12 protein-coding genes are annotated in these 15,718 nt (G+C 73.7%); 4 read left to right on the forward strand and 8 right to left on the reverse strand.

Features of this window, described 5'->3' with window-relative positions:
- Positions 1 to 147 precede the first annotated feature (147 nt).
- Complete coding sequence (locus tag OG553_RS33575; protein WP_405982613.1) at positions 148 to 759, forward strand: DUF6518 family protein; 612 nt, start codon at positions 148 to 150, stop codon at positions 757 to 759.
- Between the two features lie 2 nt (positions 760 to 761).
- Here OG553_RS33575 and OG553_RS33580 read toward each other — a convergent pair whose 3' ends face one another.
- Positions 762 to 2,573 carry a protein kinase domain-containing protein gene (locus OG553_RS33580; protein ID WP_405982614.1) on the reverse strand — a complete coding sequence of 604 codons (1,812 nt, stop codon included), beginning with the start codon at positions 2,571 to 2,573 and terminating at the stop codon, positions 762 to 764.
- A 76-nt stretch (positions 2,574 to 2,649) separates the two neighbouring features.
- On the opposite strand from OG553_RS33580, the gene OG553_RS33585 reads away from it, so the two are divergent.
- Positions 2,650 to 3,126: a DUF6193 family natural product biosynthesis protein gene (locus OG553_RS33585; RefSeq protein ID WP_405982615.1), complete on the forward strand. Its 477-nt coding sequence runs from the start codon at positions 2,650 to 2,652 to the stop codon at positions 3,124 to 3,126.
- A gap of 61 nt (positions 3,127 to 3,187) precedes the next feature.
- Here the strand turns inward: OG553_RS33585 and katG are convergent, their stop codons facing one another.
- Complete coding sequence (gene katG, locus OG553_RS33590) at positions 3,188 to 5,410, reverse strand: catalase/peroxidase HPI (protein ID WP_405982616.1); 2,223 nt, start codon at positions 5,408 to 5,410, stop codon at positions 3,188 to 3,190.
- Between the two features lie 208 nt (positions 5,411 to 5,618).
- Here katG and OG553_RS33595 point away from each other — a divergent pair, with 208 nt between their 5' ends.
- Entirely contained in the window at positions 5,619 to 6,032 is a 414-nt protein-coding gene (locus OG553_RS33595) for a Fur family transcriptional regulator (RefSeq protein WP_405982617.1), read from the forward strand.
- A 67-nt stretch (positions 6,033 to 6,099) separates the two neighbouring features.
- Here the strand turns inward: OG553_RS33595 and OG553_RS33600 are convergent, their stop codons facing one another.
- The gene (locus tag OG553_RS33600) at positions 6,100 to 7,602 is read right to left on the reverse strand and encodes a cellulose binding domain-containing protein (protein WP_405982618.1); all 1,503 of its coding nucleotides are present in this window, start codon (positions 7,600 to 7,602) and stop codon (positions 6,100 to 6,102) included.
- Positions 7,603 to 7,855: 253 nt separating this feature from the next.
- Between OG553_RS33600 and OG553_RS33605 the strand changes: the two genes are divergently transcribed.
- Complete coding sequence (locus OG553_RS33605; RefSeq protein ID WP_405982619.1) at positions 7,856 to 11,092, forward strand: M36 family metallopeptidase; 3,237 nt, start codon at positions 7,856 to 7,858, stop codon at positions 11,090 to 11,092.
- Positions 11,093 to 11,209: 117 nt separating this feature from the next.
- Here OG553_RS33605 and OG553_RS33610 read toward each other — a convergent pair whose 3' ends face one another.
- From OG553_RS33610 to OG553_RS33630, 5 genes are all read right to left on the reverse strand, one after another.
- Entirely contained in the window at positions 11,210 to 11,800 is a 591-nt protein-coding gene (locus OG553_RS33610; RefSeq protein ID WP_405982620.1) for an RICIN domain-containing protein, read from the reverse strand.
- Between the two features lie 106 nt (positions 11,801 to 11,906).
- Complete coding sequence (locus OG553_RS33615; RefSeq protein ID WP_405982621.1) at positions 11,907 to 12,689, reverse strand: 3-hydroxybutyrate dehydrogenase; 783 nt, start codon at positions 12,687 to 12,689, stop codon at positions 11,907 to 11,909.
- Between the two features lie 132 nt (positions 12,690 to 12,821).
- On the reverse strand, positions 12,822 to 12,992 hold the full coding sequence (locus tag OG553_RS33620) for a hypothetical protein (protein ID WP_007262051.1): 171 nt from the start codon (positions 12,990 to 12,992) through the stop codon (positions 12,822 to 12,824).
- A gap of 105 nt (positions 12,993 to 13,097) precedes the next feature.
- Positions 13,098 to 14,669: an alpha/beta hydrolase gene (locus OG553_RS33625; protein ID WP_405982622.1), complete on the reverse strand. Its 1,572-nt coding sequence runs from the start codon at positions 14,667 to 14,669 to the stop codon at positions 13,098 to 13,100.
- A gap of 92 nt (positions 14,670 to 14,761) precedes the next feature.
- On the reverse strand, positions 14,762 to 15,694 hold the full coding sequence (locus OG553_RS33630; protein ID WP_405982623.1) for an AraC family transcriptional regulator: 933 nt from the start codon (positions 15,692 to 15,694) through the stop codon (positions 14,762 to 14,764).
- Positions 15,695 to 15,718: the final 24 nt, after the last annotated feature.

The following is a 15,718-nucleotide window of genomic DNA, read 5'->3' on the forward strand; positions in this document are numbered from 1 at the left end:
ACGTCGGGCAGCACGGACTGTACGCGGGCGCGCGCCTGCGTACGAGGGCGCCTTGAGCCGACCTGGCGTGGCCAACACGCCGTGACCGGAACAGAGTTGACCGCGATGAGCGTTTGAGATCATTTCCGGATGAAATCGAGGCCGTCCATGAGACCGCGTGTCCTGGCGTGCGCCGTCGCCGTGCTGTGCGGTGTGGCCCTGGGGATCCTCCCGCCGCTCCTCGCCACCGGCGGCGGGACGGCCGGGCACGCCGTGCACGTCGTACTGTCGGGCGGCTGGACGTGGGCGGCGTTCGCCTTCGCCGTCGGCGCCGCCCGGGGATCGAGGGCGGAGTCCGTGGTCCTCGCCACGGTGTCGCTCTTCGCGGGCGTGGTGGCCTACTACCTCACCAAGTCGGTGCACAACGAGCTGCGGGCCGTCGACCTGGGCGGGGCGGACCCCCGCCTCCTCCAGGAGTCCGTCAACTCCACGGGCGTGCTGATGTGGGGCCTCGCGGCCGCGCTGCTCGGACCGCTGCTGGGGCTGGCGGGCAGCCTGGCCCGGGAGAACGGACCGCGAGGACTCCCCTTCCGCCTGCTGGTACCGGCGATGGCCTTCGCGGAGACCAGCATGCGGCTGCGGGTCGAGGCCTCGTCGCAGGAGCCCGTGGTCGCGCTGACGTGGAGCGCGGTGCGCTGGGCGGCGGTGGCCGCGGCCGTGGTCCTGGCCGGGCTGGCCGCGACCGCCGGGCGGCGGTCGCGGCGCCGGCTCTCCGGCTGAGGCTATTGGGGCGACCAGCGCTGGGAGGCTTTGCCGTCGCAGGAGTTCGTGACCAGGCCGCTGTTCATGCCCAGGTCGAGGCAGCCGCCGTTCCAGTCGTTGCGCAGGGTGCCGCCCGCGCCCGTGCGCCAGGTCCGGGCGATGTCCTGGCCGCAGTCGCCCACGAAGACGGCCTGGCCGAGCATGTTGCCGTAGAGGCAGCCGCCCGTCTGCTGGTTGACCAGCTTGAAGCCGCCGTCGCCCTGGCTGCGCACCGTCCAGCGGGCCGTGGCGTCCGAGCAGCTCCCGTAGTCGGAGGCGCCGAACACCTGGGTGATGCACTGGCCGTTGTCGCCGTTGCTGTAGCGGTGGGTGCCGGAGGTCGGGGGAGGGATGGGTTTCGGCGGGGTGCCGCCACCGCCGGGCGTGCCCGTGGAACCGCCGCCGGAGCCGTTCGGCGTACCGGCCGTGGGCGCCGTGCCCGTACCGGGGGCCGGGCCCGGGCCCGCACCGGTGTTCGCGGCGGGCGGGGCCGGCTGCGCCCCCGGCCCCTGGCCCGGGACGGGGGACTGGGCCCCCGGAGGCGCGGAGGCCGGACCGGACGGGGATCCGCCCGACGCGGACGGCTGCGGTCCCGACGGCGCCGACGACGGGGCCGGGGCCGGGCCCTGTGCCGCGCCCGGAACCGGGGAGGAGACCGAGGGCTGCGCCCCCGCCCGGGACGGCGCGGTCACGTGCGGCAGGTACTGGACGGCGAGGGTGGTCCCGCCGGCCACCACGACGACCGGCAGCACCGCGAGCAGGACCCGGGTCCGGCGTCTGCGCTCGGGCCGGGCCGCGGCGCCGGTCCCGGCCGGGGCCTGCGCCCCCGGGGCGGGCTCTCCGCCGCCCAGCGGGAGCGTCGGCACGTCGATCTCCTGCACCCGGGCCGCGAACGCCGCCCGCTCGGCCAGCCGCTCGGCGACCGCCCCGGGCCACGGCGGGCCCTCGAACGGCCCGTGCCCCGCAGCCCGTTCGAGCAGCTCGGCGGCGGTCGGCCGGTCCCCGGGGTCCTTGGCGAGGCAAGCGGCGACGAGGTCCGCGAGAGCGGCGTCGAGCTCCCGCAGCGGCTCCAGGTCGGGCTCCTCGTGCACGATGCGGTAGAGCACCCCGTGGCCGGACTCCTCGCCGAACGGCGGCCGGCCGCAGGCCGCGTACGCCAGTACCGAGCCCAGCGCGAACACATCGGTGGCACCGCTCAACGCCCGGGCGCCCGAAGCCTGTTCGGGCGCCATGTACGCGGGGGTTCCGACGACCATCCCGGTCCGGGTCAGCTGGCTCTGCTCGGCGGCCCGGGCGACGCCGAAGTCGATGAGGGTGAGCCCGTCGAGGGTCAGCATGACGTTGGACGGCTTCAGGTCCCGGTGCACCATGTCCAGCGCGTGCACCGCCGCCAGACCCTCCGCGGCCTCCCGCAGCAGCAGCCACAGCGCCCGCGCGGGCAGTGGCCCGCCGTGCAGCGCGAGGGCCTCGCGCAGGGTGAGCCCGGGTATGTAGGCCGTGGCGAACCACGGGGGGTTCGCGGTCCGGTCGCTGTCGAGCAGCGGGGCGGTGGCCTCCTCCGGGAGCCGGGCGAGGTTGTCGAGCTCGTGCCCGAAGCGGCGCCGGAAGTCCTCGTCCTCGCCGACGACCGAGGCGAGGAGCTGCTTGACGGCCACGTACCGCCCGTCCAGGACCCCGAGGTACACCCGCCCCATGCCGCCGGCGCCCAGCCGTCCCGCCAGTGCCGTGCGCCCGATCAGCCGCGGGTCGTCCGCCTCCAGCGGCTCGGCCCCGCTTCCCCTCAGCTCTAACACGTGTGCCCCGTAGCCCCGTTGGAAGATTCGAATGAGTCTGCCGGCAAGCTACCCGAAGCGGCCGCATACTTCAGCGGTGATCCCCGACGACTTCCGGCCCATCGGCCGCGACCATCCGGACTTCCCGCCCCTGCCCGAGCCCGTCGACCTGGCCGCGGCCCACCGGCTCGGACCGGCCGCCGCCGTCGAGGCGAAGTGGGAGTGGATGGCCCGCTCCTGGAAGTGGAAGGCCGAGTACGCCGTACTCTGCAGCCCGAGCAGGGTGTACCCGCGCATCGTCGAGCTCATCGCGGCCGCTCGCGCCGTCCCCGGGCTGCGGCGGCTGTACCCGTACACCAGCCACATGATGCTGAAGTTCAGCTCGACGACCACGATCCCCTACGAGGTGCGGCTGCCGTCGGCCGAGCCGCTGGCCGACGGGCGGTTCCGCGTCCGCCACGGCGAAGTGCTCGGCGAGTTCGACAGCACCGGGGAGGCGCTGGCCCTCGTCCTGGCCCGCGCCCCGGCCGGCCTCGGCCCGGCCGTCCGGGGAGAAGACGGCCAGGGGCGCTGAGCAGGGCGCGAGCCCCGGACCGGCCGGCCCGGGGCTCGCGCCGTCATACCGCTGCGCGCTCTCAGACCAGGTCGAACCGGTCCAGGTCCATGACCTTGCTCCACGCGGCGGCGAAGTCCTGCACGAACTTGTGCTCCGCGTCGTCGCTCGCGTACACCTCGGCCACCGCCCGCAGCTCGGAGTTCGAGCCGAAGACCAGGTCGGCACGGGTGCCGGTCCACTTCAGGGCGCCCGTCGAGGCGTCGCGGCCCTCGAAGGTGTTCCGGTCCTCGGAGGCCGGCTTCCACGTCGTGCCCAGGTCGAGCAGGTTGACGAAGAAGTCGTTGGTCAGCGTGCCGGGGGCGTCGGTGAGCACGCCCAGCTTGGACTGCTGGTGGTTCGCGCCGAGGACGCGCAGGCCGCCGACGAGGACGGTCAGCTCGGGGGCGGACAGGTTCAGCAGGTTCGCCCGGTCGACCAGCAGGTACTCGGCCGGCAGGCGGTTGCCCTTGCCGAGGTAGTTGCGGAAGCCGTCGGCGGCCGGTTCCAGCGCCGCGAAGGACTCGACGTCGGTCTGCTCCTGGGAGGCGTCCACGCGGCCCGGGGTGAAGGCCACCTCGACCTCGTGCCCGGCGTCCTTGGCGGCCTGCTCGACGGCGGCGGTGCCGGCGAGGACCACCAGGTCCGCGAGGGAGACCCGCTTGCCGCCGGTCTGGGCGGAGTTGAAGGACTCCTGGACGCCCTCCAGGACGCGCAGCACGGCGGCGAGCTGGTCGGGCTCGTTGACCTCCCACCCGGCCTGCGGCTGGAGGCGGACGCGGGCGCCGTTGGCGCCGCCGCGCTTGTCGCTGCCGCGGAAGGACGAGGCCGACGCCCAGGCCACGGAGACCAGCTGGGACACCGTCAGGTCCGAGCCGAGGATCCGCTCCTTCAGGGAGGCGATGTCCGCGGCGTCGATCACCTCGTGGTCGAGGGCCGGCAGCGGGTCCTGCCACAGCAGGGTCTCGGACGGGACCTCGGGGCCGAGGTAGCGCACGACGGGGCCCAGGTCGCGGTGGGTCAGCTTGAACCAGGCGCGGGCGAAGGCGTCCGCGAACTGGTCCGGGTTCTCCAGGAACCGGCGCGAGATCTGCTCGTACGCCGGGTCGAAGCGCAGCGAGAGGTCCGTCGTCAGCATCGTCGGCGCGTGGCTCTTGGACGGGTCGTGCGCGTCCGGGATGGTGCCGGCGCCCGCGCCGTCCTTCGCGACCCACTGCTGGGCGCCGGCCGGGCTGGTGGTCAGCTCGTACTCGTAGCCGAAGAGGTTCTCGAAGAAGTTGTTGCTCCACCGCGTCGGCGTCGTGGTCCAGGTGACCTCGAGGCCGCTGGTGATGGTGTCGGCGCCCTTGCCGGAGCCGTACGTGCTCAGCCAGCCGAGGCCCTGGGCCTCCAGCGGGGCGGCCTCGGGGTCGGCGCCCACGTGGTCGGCGGGGCCGGCGCCGTGCGCCTTGCCGAAGGTGTGGCCGCCGGCTATCAGCGCGACCGTCTCCTCGTCGTTCATCGCCATCCGGCGGAACGTCTCGCGGATGTCGCGGGCAGCGGCGAGCGGGTCCGGGTTCCCGTTCGGGCCCTCGGGGTTGACGTAGATCAGGCCCATCTGGACGGCGCCGAGCGGGCTTTCGAGCTCGCGGTCACCGGTGTAGCGCTGGTCGTCGAGCCAGGTGGTCTCGGGACCCCAGTAGACGTCCTCGTCGGGCTCCCACACGTCGGCGCGGCCGCCGGCGAAGCCGAAGGTCTCGAAGCCCATCGACTCCAGGGCGACGTTGCCCGTGAGGACGAGGAGGTCGGCCCAGGACAGGCTCTGCCCGTACTTCTTCTTCACGGGCCACAGCAGCCGGCGGGCCTTGTCGAGGTTGGCGTTGTCCGGCCAGCTGTTGAGCGGCGCGAAGCGCTGCTGGCCGGCGCCGGCGCCGCCGCGGCCGTCGCTGATCCGGTAGGTGCCGGCGCTGTGCCAGGCCATGCGGATCATGAACGGGCCGTAGTGGCCGAAGTCGGCCGGCCACCAGTCCTGCGAGGTGGTCAGCACCTCCTCGATGTCCCGCTTCACGGCCGGGAGGTCGAGGGTCTTGAACGCCTCGGCGTAGTCGAACCCCTCGCCGAGCGGGTTCGCCACGGCGGGGTTCTTGGCGAGGATCTTCAGATTGAGGCGCTCGGGCCACCACTGGCGGTTCCCGCCGCCCTGGGTCGGGTGGGGGGCGCGCTCGTGCGCGACCGGGCAGCCGCCCGCACCCTGTGCCTCAACTGCTGCGTCATGGTTCTCAGACATGCAAATCCTTCCGGACCAGGCGGGTCACGCTGTTCAGGAACGGTCGTTCTCAACCCTTGGCTATCAACGCGTCAGATCCTACGATTGACACAGTCCAAGTCAAGAAGCAGACCAAGCCCGGATTTCATCGGATCCCGCCGGAACCTCCCCGTTCCGGGAGGGCCTTCGGGGCCCGGGCGGCCGGTCGAACCTGAGAGGGTGAGCCGACATGAGCGACCTGCTGGAACGGCTGCGCAGGCGCGGCTGGCGGATGACGTCCCAGAGGCGTGTCGTCGCGGAGGTCCTGGACGGCGACCACGTGCACCTCACCGCCGACGAGGTCCACGCCCGCGCCGTGGACCGGCTCCCCGAGATCTCCCGTGCCACCGTATACAACGCCCTGGGCGAACTGGTCGCGCTCGGGGAGGTCGCGGAGGTCTCCACCGACGGCCGGGCCAAGCGCTACGACCCCAACGCGCACCACCCGCACCACCACCTCGTCTGCTCCGGCTGCGGCCTCATCCGCGACGTCCACCCCGCCGGGAACCCCCTGGCCGACCTCCCGGCGGGCGAGCGGTTCGGCTTCTCGGTGTCCGGGGCCGAGATCACCTACCGGGGGCTGTGCCCGTCCTGCGCCGCCTGATCCGGAAGACGCGGCCCGGCCCTCCGGCGGTCCTCCACCAGCACTCCGGCGGAGGACCGCCGGTTCCCTAGCGGTAGGCGGCGAACGCCTTCGTGAAGGCCAGAGGTTCCTGGAGGACGGAGCTGCAGGTGGCGTCGGCGTGGCCCAGGGCGCCCGCGGCGCACTGGCGGTCGCGCGCCGACGACCACATCGCCAGCCGCCCGATCCCCTTCGCCTGGGCGAAGCGCACGAGTTCCGTCGCGTCCGCCACGCCGAAGACCTCGCTCGCCACGTCGTTGACCCCGATCATCGGGGTGACGGACAGGGCCTTCCAGGCCGCCGTGTCGGAGAGCCCGAGCACCCCCTTGAGCTGGGCCTGCGTCGCGGTCGCCGCCTGGACCGCGTACTGGCCCATGTCCCCGGAGTACGCCGGTCCGTAGTCCATCGCCATGATGTTCACCGCGCCGATCCGCACCCCGTTCTTCGCCGCGTCCGCCAGCAGGGCCACGCCCGGCTGGGTCAGCCCCTCCGGCATCACCGGCAGGGTGAACGCCACGTCGAGGCCCGGGTGGGACTTCTGCAGCCGGGCTATCGCCTGGGCGCGGCGGGTGTTGGCGGCGGTGTCCGGCAGGGCGGCGCCCTCGATGTCGAAGTCGACCTTGGTCAGCCGGTGGGCGTCGACCACCTTCCCGTACGCGGCGGCCAGCTCGTCGACGGTGGCGCAGTTCAGGGCCAGCTCCCGCCCCGCGGCGCCGCCGAACGAGACGCGCACGTCGCCGCCCGCCTTGCGCAGCGCCCCGATCTGCGCCGCGACCTTGTCGTCCGCGAGCTGCGTGACCCCGCCCCACTGCGGCGAGCAGCCGCCGCCGGCGGTGACGAAGGCGAGGTGGAACTCCTTGACCCCGGTCCTGGCCGCGGTGTCGAGGAGGTCGTACGCGGGGTAGAGCGAGGTGTCCACGTACGGGGCGAAGCGCGCCCCGCCGACGGGGGCGCCGGTCGGCGCGGCCGTCGGGGCGGGGGAGGGCGGGACCACCGGGGTCGCGGATGCGGTCGGCCCGGCGGTCGCGGTGGCCGTCGGCGCGGCGGTGGGCGTCGCGGTCGGGGCCGTCGTCGGACGGCCGCTCGGCAGCGGCGTGGCGCCCTGGTCCACCGAGCACTTGACGGCGTTGATCAGGCAGTGGGTGGGGTCGCCCGGCGTCCCGCCGCCCGCGCCGCTCGCCACGAACCCGACGGTCACGGACGCGCCCGGGGCCAGCACCCCGTTCCAGGCAGCGGGCTTCACGGTGACGCGCTGCCCCTCGACCGTGTGCGTCCCGTTCCACAGCGAGCCGATCCGCACGCCGGCCGGCAGGTCGAACTGAAGGGTCCAGCCGCCGAGTTCTCGCCCGGTGCCGTTGGTGATGACGTACTGGGCGGTGTAACCACCGCTCCAGGAGCTGGACTTGGTGTACACGGCCCCGACGGACGTGGCCTGCGCCGTCCCGGTGAACGCGAACGCCGCGCCCCCCAGCACCGCCGCCACCACGACCGCCCCCGCCGCCTTCGCCCTGCCGCTCGCCCTGTGCCGGTGTCCGCCCGTGCTGCTGCCCATGGAGTGCCTGCCTTCGTGTGACCGGGAGTTGGGTACGGGGCAGCACGCTAGCCGCCCCGAAACGGACATTCGTTCGCTTCGGGACGCCCTCGGCGAACCTTAGGTTCCGCTTAAGGTGCCGGAAAGGACGACCTCAGGAAAGCCCCCGGAGAGCCTCTTTGACCTGCGCTTCCCCGGTGCGCTACTCCACTGGTCAACTCGCGGGCCCTGGTCGGGGCCCGGGGGACGTGCCGGCTCTCGGGAGGCCCAGGCCATGACCAGAAGGCGATTGCGCACCAGGCTGCTCACCGCGGCGACCACGACGGCCATACTCCTCACCCTCGCCCCGGCGACCGCCGCCGCGCGGCCCGGCGCCGACGGGCCCGCGGACGCCACCGTGCGCCGCGACCCGGCCACGGGGCACGCCCGGATGGTCTTCAAGTCCGGCGGGTACCTCACGGAACCCGCCGCCACCCCGGCCGAGGAGGTCGCACTCGGCTACGTACGCGAACACCGCGACCTCTTCGGCCTGTCGGACGGACAGGCCGGGCAGCTCGTCATCGCCTCCTCCTACCCGACGAAGCACAACGGCGCCCGCCAGGTCACCATCGGCCAGAGCATCGACGGCATGCGCGTCCACGGCGGCCTGCTCACCGCAACCGTCGACGAGCGCGGCCGCCTGGTGATCATCGGCGGTGCCGCGGCCACCGGCGAACCGGCCGGCAGCGTCGAACTGACCGCGCAGGACGCGCTCGACGCGGCGGCCGACGCCCAGGGCGTACGCGCCCGACGGCTGCTGGGGGGCTCCGACAACCGGGACAAGGGCCGGCAGAAGTTCGCCAACCCCTACGCCCGGAATCTGACGAAGCCGAGCGACGTCACCGCCGAACTGGTCTGGTACCCGAGCGGGCCCGGCCGCGAGCTGCGCCCGGCCTGGCTCACCGACATCGAGGCCTCCGGCACCTCCTGGTACCAGACGCTGGTGGACGCCGAGGACGGCGACATCCTCACCCGGGAGAGCCGCTACCACCACGACGGGCCCGAGGGCCGGGTGTTCACCACCCAGCATCCGGACGTCACGGGGGCCACCCGCACGGTCACCCCCTTCACGGGGCGAGACGGATCCTGGGTGGCCGGCCGGCTGACCCGGGGCAACAACGTCAACGCCTACCGGGACGAGGACGGGGACAACGCCGTGCCCGACACCGGCGACGACGGTCTGCGGCCGCAGTCCCCGCCCAGCGGCGACCCCGCGTACCAGCACTTCGACTACGCGTTCGGCGACGTCTGGCGCACCAACGCCGCCGCCACCCAGGCCAACCTCGACGCCGACGCCAACCCCGTCATCACGCAGCTCTTCTACTACAACAACGTGATGCACGAATACCTCTACGGCCTGGGATTCGACGAGGCCTCCCGCAACTTCCAGGCCTCCAACTCCGGCCGCGGCGGCGCGCAGGGCGACCCCGTGCTCGCCGAGGCGCAGGACGGCTGGGACTTGGGCTGCGAGGACGACGCCACACCGCCGAGCCGGATGCGCTGCCTGAACAACGCCAACTTCGGCACGCCCCCGGACGGCGCCAGCCCGCGCATGCAGATGTTCATGTGGCAGCCCGGCTACCCGTGGCGCGACGGCTCCCTCGACGGCGACGTCATCGCCCACGAGTACGGCCACGGCGTGTCCAACCGCCTGGTCGGCGGCGGCAACCTCGGCGGCGGCCCGCAGACCGGGGCGCTCGGCGAGGGCTGGAGCGACACGATCTCCTTCCTCAAGTGGGGCGACGCGGTCGTCGGCGAGTACGTCACCGGCAACACCCGCACCGGCATCCGCTCACAGCGCTACGACACCTCCACCGAGGGCTGGGGCAGCTTCGACCCGGGGCGCGGCGTGCACCGCAACGGCGAGGTCTGGGCCGCCACCGTCTACGACATCCGCGAGGCCAAGGGCATCGCCCACACCCAGCAGCTCGTCATCGACGGCATGAAGAACACCGTCCACCGGCCGAGCTACCTCGACGCCCGCGACGGCATCCTGGCCGCCGACATGACCAACACCGGCGGCGCCGACCAGTGCCTGCTGTGGCGGGTCTTCGCCGGCCGGGGGATGGGAGCGAACGCCGCCTCCAGCACCGACCAGAAGACCGTCACCGCGGACGGCACCGTCCCGGCCGCCTGCCTGCCCACCGCCGACGCGGGCGGGCCGTACACCACCGACGAGGGCACGGACGTCACGCTCGACGCCGCCGCCTCGACCGGGGGGACCGCCCCCTCGGCCGGCGCCCTGACCGCGTACGCCTGGGACCTCGACAACGACGGGCGGTACGACGACGCCACCGGCGTGCGGGTCCCGTTCGCCGGCGTCGGCCGCGACGGGGTCTTCACCGTCGGCCTGCGGGTCACCGACGCCGCCGGCAACACCGACACCGGCTCCACCACGGTCACCGTCCGCAACGTCGAACCGTCGGTCGTCCTCCAGGCCGTCCCCCCGGCCGCGGAGAACACCGGGATCACCCTGACCGGGAAGATCACCGACCCGGGCCGGCTCGACCCGCTCACCTCCACCGTCGACTGGGGTGACGGCAACGGGCCCCAGCCCCTGGAGGGCACGCTGGAGAACACCCGGCCCGACGCGACGCTGACCCTCTCGGCCCCGCACACGTACGGGGACGACGGCACCTTCGGCATCGAGGTGTGCGGCACCGACGACGACACCCGGAGCTGTGCCGTCACCGACGTGGCGATCGGCAACACCGCCCCGACCGCAGTCATCGCCCCCGACGGCCAGACCACCTACAACGGCCAGAAGGCCTACATCGCCCACGCCGGAGGCCCGGTCGAGGTCACCGGCTCCTCCGCCGACCCCGGCAGCGACGACCTGACCCTGACCTGGGACTGGGGCGACGGCTCCGCTGAGGACCTGGTCTCCCTGGTGAACCCTCCGGCCGCCGACCCGGACCCGAGCCCCTCCGTCCAGCCGCGCGCCCTGACCGCGGAGAAGTCGCACGCGTACGCGGCCGCGTGCCTGTCCACCCTCACCTTCACCGGCCGGGACGACGACGGCGGCAGCGGCTCCGACACCGCCGCCGTCATCACCACCGGCAACACCCGGCAGGCCCACGACCAGGCCTACTGGATGAAGCAGTACGACGGCCGCGCACCCGACGACCTCACCCCCGCCCACCAGCAGTGCCTGCTGGACGTGGCCTCGTTCATGAGCACGGTCCACGGCCCGCTCACCCGCGCCCAGGCCTACGCGGTCCTCGCCAACGGCTCGCCCGAGCCGAGGAAGCTGCTGTCCCAGCAACTGCTGGCGGCCTGGCTGAACTTCGCCAACGGGTCGTACGACCTGACCACACGGGTGGACACCGACGGCGACCGGCTCCCGGACTCGGCCTTCGGGCCCGCCGTCGCCGCGGCCGAGGCGGTCTACAACAACCCGGCTGCCACCCGGCTCCAGCTGCGGAAGCAGGTGGACACCCTGCTGCGGTTCAACGTCCGTGACGGCGGTTGACCGCCGCCTGGCCTGCCTCGCCGCCCTGATCCTTGTGGTCGTCTGAGCGGGCAACGGGACGCGGCACGGCGGATCTTGCGCCGTGCCGCGTCCCGTCCCCCTCGCGGTCAGCCGTGCTCAGCCGATCTGGTCGTAGTCGTACTGGCCCTTGTACTGCGGGGCCCACACCTCCGGCCAGGGGGTCGTGGTGCTGCCGCAGGCACCCAGCACCACGGGGGAGCGCCGGCCGGTGTCCCGGATGCACTGCCCGGTGCTCGCCTCGACGATCTCCCAGCGGTTCGGGTAGGCCTCCGTGCCCCGGTACCTCCAGGTGAAGGTGGAGCATCCCCACCCGGTGGCCAGGACCATCGCCGTGCCGGGCGCGGTGCCGCCGCCCTGCGTGCCCAGGCAGTAGACGCCGAACGCGCCGATGGTGAAGTTGCCGTTGCCCGCGTTCTGGAAGTGGAAGCGCTGGTGCAGCGCCTCCTTGCAGTCGAAGGTCTGCATGATCGTCCCTTCCTGGGGACGCCCGCCGCCGCGTATGTCCAGGCACTTCCAGCTGACGGCGGCGTGCAGCTCGTACGTGGCCGCGTCGCGGAAACTCGTCGTGTACCGGATGCCCGGGTTCTCGTCCGCCCGCGCGGCGGACGCCGGCAGCAGCAGGACCAGCAGGCCCACCAGGGCGGCCACCGCACCGTGCCCGCCCAGCCTGCCCAACTTTCGCACCACTCGCTCTCTCCTGTCGTCAGAACGTCCTTGACGCGGAGAACGTAGCGAGATCCGCCGAACCGCCGGTACCCGCCCATTCGGGGGGGTGCCGGGCCCGGGCTCCCGGTCAGGCGGCGGTCCAGCCGCCGTCCATGGGCACCGAGGTACCGGTGACGTGCCCCGTGTGCGGGCCGCAGAGCCACAGGGCGACCGCCGCCACCTCCTCCGGCTCGATCAGCCGCTTGATCGCGGAGCCCCGCAGCAGGACGTCGGAGACCACCCGGGAGGCGGGGATGCCGTGAGCCTGGGCCTGGGCGGCGATCTGCCGCTCCACCAGCGGGGTGCGCACGTAGCCCGGGCTCACGCAGTTGCTCGTCACCCCGTGCGGGGCGCCCTCCAGGGCGGTGACCTTGCTCAGCCCCTCCAGGGCGTGCTTGGCGGTCACGTACGCGGATTTGAAGGCGCTGGCGCGCAGCCCGTGGACGCTGGAGATGTTGACGACGCGGCCCCAGCCGCGCCCGTACATGTACGGCAGGGTCCGCCGCAGCAGCAGGAACGGGGCGGTGACCATGACCCGCTGGATCAGCTCGAACCGCTCGGGCGGGAAGTCCTCGATGGCCGCCACGTGCTGGAGCCCGGCGCTGTTGACGAGGACGTCGGCCTCGGCGGGCAGCCTTCCGACCGCGTCCGGGTCGGCGAGGTCGGCGGCATGGGCCCGCCCGCCGACGAGCGACGCCACCGCCCCGGCGGCCTCCGCGTCCACGTCCACGACGTGCACGAAGGCACCCGCGCCGGCGAGCGCCACCGCGCAGGCCCGCCCGATGCCGCTGCCGCCGCCGGTCACCAGGGCCACGCGTCCCGCCAGGACGGGTGCCGTTCCACCGGATGAGGTGCTGTTCTCGCTGGTCATGCCCCGAACGTTAGGGACGTGCGCGACCCCGTGCCGATGTGCGCCACCGCCACACTCGGCGGCCGCGCTGTGGCGGCGGGCACCACCCGAGGCCGGCCCGGGGCGCGGATGGCGCGCCCCGGGCCGCCCGTCCTACTGGTGGGGGCGCCAGTTCGGCAGGCCGGCCGAGGAAGGCCGCCAGGCCATCACCTGTGCCAGATGGCGCAGGATCTCCTCCGCCTCCCGCCGGACCTGACCGGGTACGTCGCCGCGCTCGCGTACGAGCTGGGCGTAGATCGGCGCATCACTGCTGGTGCTGCTCACTTAGGATTCACTCCCCTGAAGCCGGCACCGCGGGCCGGGCGGCACAAGTGTAGGCGGCGGCCTGGCGGCAGCCGAACAGAGGTCGGTACGGGCGGAGATGGGCGGTCACGAGCACTGGGTCCCGTCCGCCGGAGCGGTGCCGTCGACGAGGAACGCGTCGACTGCCTTGGTGGCGCAGGAGTTCTTCCCGTAGGTGCCGTGCCCCTCGCCCTTCACGGTGAGGCTGACGCCGACGCCCCGGCCGAGCGAGTCCGCCATGCGCTTGGCGCCCTCCACGGGGGTGGCCGGGTCACCGGTGTTGCCGATCACCACGATCGGGGCCGCGCCCTCGGCGGAGACCTGCGGCTTGTCGCTCGTGCCGCGGACCGGCCACTGCGAGCAGCCGAGCAGACCCTCGACCATCTCCGGCCCGAACACCGGGGAGGCCGCGCGGTAGGCGGCTTCCTGCGCCTTCGTCTCCTCGACGGTGTACCGGCGGCTGGTGTCGACGCAGCTGATCGCCGCCTGCGCGGCGTTCGAGTTGTCGTAGTGCCCGTCCTCGCCGCGCCCGGAGTAGGAGTCCGCGAGCGCCAGCAGGAGGTTCCCCGTGCCCAGCTGGCGCAGCTCGCCGAGGCCCTGGACGAGGTACTCCCAGGTCTCCTTGTCGTAGAGGCTGGCGGCGATGCCGGTGAGCGCGAGGTCGGAGGTCAGCTTGCGGCCGCCCTCCGTGGCGGCGGGCTTCGTCTTCAGCTTCTCCAGCAGTTCGCCGATCCGCTTGTTGCCCTCGGCGTCGCTCGGCCCGGTCGGACAGTTGGCGGTGTACTTGTCACGGCAGTACTTCATGGCGTGCTCCAGCGCCAGCTGGAAGCCCTTGGCCTGGCCGAGACCGGACTGGACCTCGTCGGCCGTGGGGTCGACGACGGCGTCGAACACGGTGCGGCCGACGTTCTTCGGGAACAGGTGGGCGTAGACGCCGCCCAGCTGGGTGCCGTACGAGATGCCGAAGTAGTTCAGCTTCTGGTCGCCGAGGACCTGGCGCATCAGGTCCATGTCGCGGGCCGTGTCCGCCGTGCCGACGTGGGGGAGCACCTTCGCGGACTTCTGCTTGCAGGCGTCGGTGAACCTCTTGACGTCCTCCAGGGTGTTGCCCGAGCCCGGGTCCTCGTCGAGGGTCTTGTCGTCCAGGCAGAGTACCGGGGCGCTGTTGCCCACGCCGCGCGGGTCGAAGCTGACCAGGTCGTAGACCGCGCCCAGCTTCTTGTACTCGGACGCCGCCTGCGGGAGCGTGGCGACGCCGGAGCCGCCGGGGCCGCCGAAGTTGTAGACCAGGGAGCCGATCCGCTTGCCCGCGTCAGTGGCCTTCTTGCGGATCAGGGCCACGTCGATGGTCTCGCCGGCCGGCTTGGCGTAGTCCAGCGGGGCCTTCATGCTCGCGCACTCCCAGGCCGCGCCCGGGGCCTTGCCGCCGCCCTGGGCCGCCGACGGCGCCGGGCAGGTCCGCCACTCGGGCTTCTGGCCGGTCAGGGCGGCGGGCAGCGCGGGCAGCGGGGCGGGCGCCGTGCCGGTGGCCGCCCCCGAGGGCTTCGCCTGCGCCGGAGCCTTCGCATCGCTGCCGCAGGCCGCCAGGGCGGGGACCGCCAGCAGGGAGGCGGCGGCCAGGACCGCCGCCCGGACGGGGCGGCGTATGAGGTGGGGCATGCGTGGGCTCCTGCGCGGTTCGGAGGGCATGGGTAAACGAAGGACAAAGTGTAGGGGCGGATTCCGGCCAGCCTTCCCCGGGGTCCGCCGCTCTACCCGGAGGCCGCCCCGCGGGCCCGGTAGCGGCCCGGGGTGGTGCCGAACTCGCGGCTGAAGGCGTGCGACAGGGCGTACGGCGTGCCGTACCCGACCCGGCGCGCCACGGCGGCCAGCGGATCCTCGGTATCGCGCAGCAGGGCGGCGGCGAGGTTCAGCCGCCACCAGGTGAGGTACGCCATCGGGGGCCGCCCCACCAGGGCCGTGAACCGCCGCGCCAGCGTCGCGCGGGACACGCCCGCCTCGGCGGCCAGCAGCTCGTTGGTCCACGCGGCGGCCGGCTCGGCGTGCAGCGCCCGCAGCGCGGCGGCCGCCACCGGGTCCCCCAGCACGGCGGGCCAGCTCCCGGCCGTCCCCGCGGCCGTCAGCCAGGAGCGGACCATGTAGACGAGGAGCAGGTCCAGCAGGCTGGGCACCGCGACACCGGCACCCGGCCGCTGGCCGCCCAGCTCGCTGCCCAGCAGGTCGATCGCGGAGCGCAGCTCGGGATGGCTGCCCACCCGGTTCGGCAGGTGCACCACCGGCGGCAGCTCCGCCATCAGCGGATGCGCCCGGCTGCGGTCGAGCCGGTACTTGCCGCACAGCATCTCCACCACGCCGCCCGCGGCGCCGCCGTCCCGGGGCCCGGTCCCGCGCCACGCCGCCCCGACGGACTCGAAGGGCACCGCCCGCGCCACGGCCCGGGCGTCGGCCGGGGCGTCCGCGATCACGTGGCCCGTGCCGTGCGGGAGCAGCACCGCGTCACCCGCCCCCAGCGACACGGGCGGGCCGCCGTCGGGCAGCAGCCAGCAGCCGCCCTCCAGGACCACGTGGAAGCCGGCGCCGTCGTACGGGGCGAACCGCACGCACCAGCTGCCGTCCACCCGCATCCGGTCGGACGAAGGCCTGCCGACCCTCACGGCCGAGATCGCGTCGCTCACCACATCCACCGCGCCAGCCTACCGAGCAGCCGC

The organism is Streptomyces sp. NBC_00158 (assembly GCF_045160885.1).
In the GTDB taxonomy this organism is placed as follows: domain Bacteria; phylum Actinomycetota; class Actinomycetes; order Streptomycetales; family Streptomycetaceae; genus Streptomyces.

Coding starts and splice junctions, on each gene's coding strand:
- OG553_RS33575 (WP_405982613.1), top strand. CDS start 148: ATGAGACCGCGTGTCCTGGCGTGCGCCGTCGCCGTGCTGTGCGGTGTG.
- katG (WP_405982616.1), bottom strand. CDS start 5,410: ATGTCTGAGAACCATGACGCAGCAGTTGAGGCACAGGGTGCGGGCGGC.
- OG553_RS33595 (WP_405982617.1), top strand. CDS start 5,619: ATGAGCGACCTGCTGGAACGGCTGCGCAGGCGCGGCTGGCGGATGACG.
- OG553_RS33600 (WP_405982618.1), bottom strand. CDS start 7,602: ATGGGCAGCAGCACGGGCGGACACCGGCACAGGGCGAGCGGCAGGGCG.
- OG553_RS33605 (WP_405982619.1), top strand. CDS start 7,856: ATGACCAGAAGGCGATTGCGCACCAGGCTGCTCACCGCGGCGACCACG.
- OG553_RS33615 (WP_405982621.1), bottom strand. CDS start 12,689: ATGACCAGCGAGAACAGCACCTCATCCGGTGGAACGGCACCCGTCCTG.
- OG553_RS33625 (WP_405982622.1), bottom strand. CDS start 14,669: ATGCCCCACCTCATACGCCGCCCCGTCCGGGCGGCGGTCCTGGCCGCC.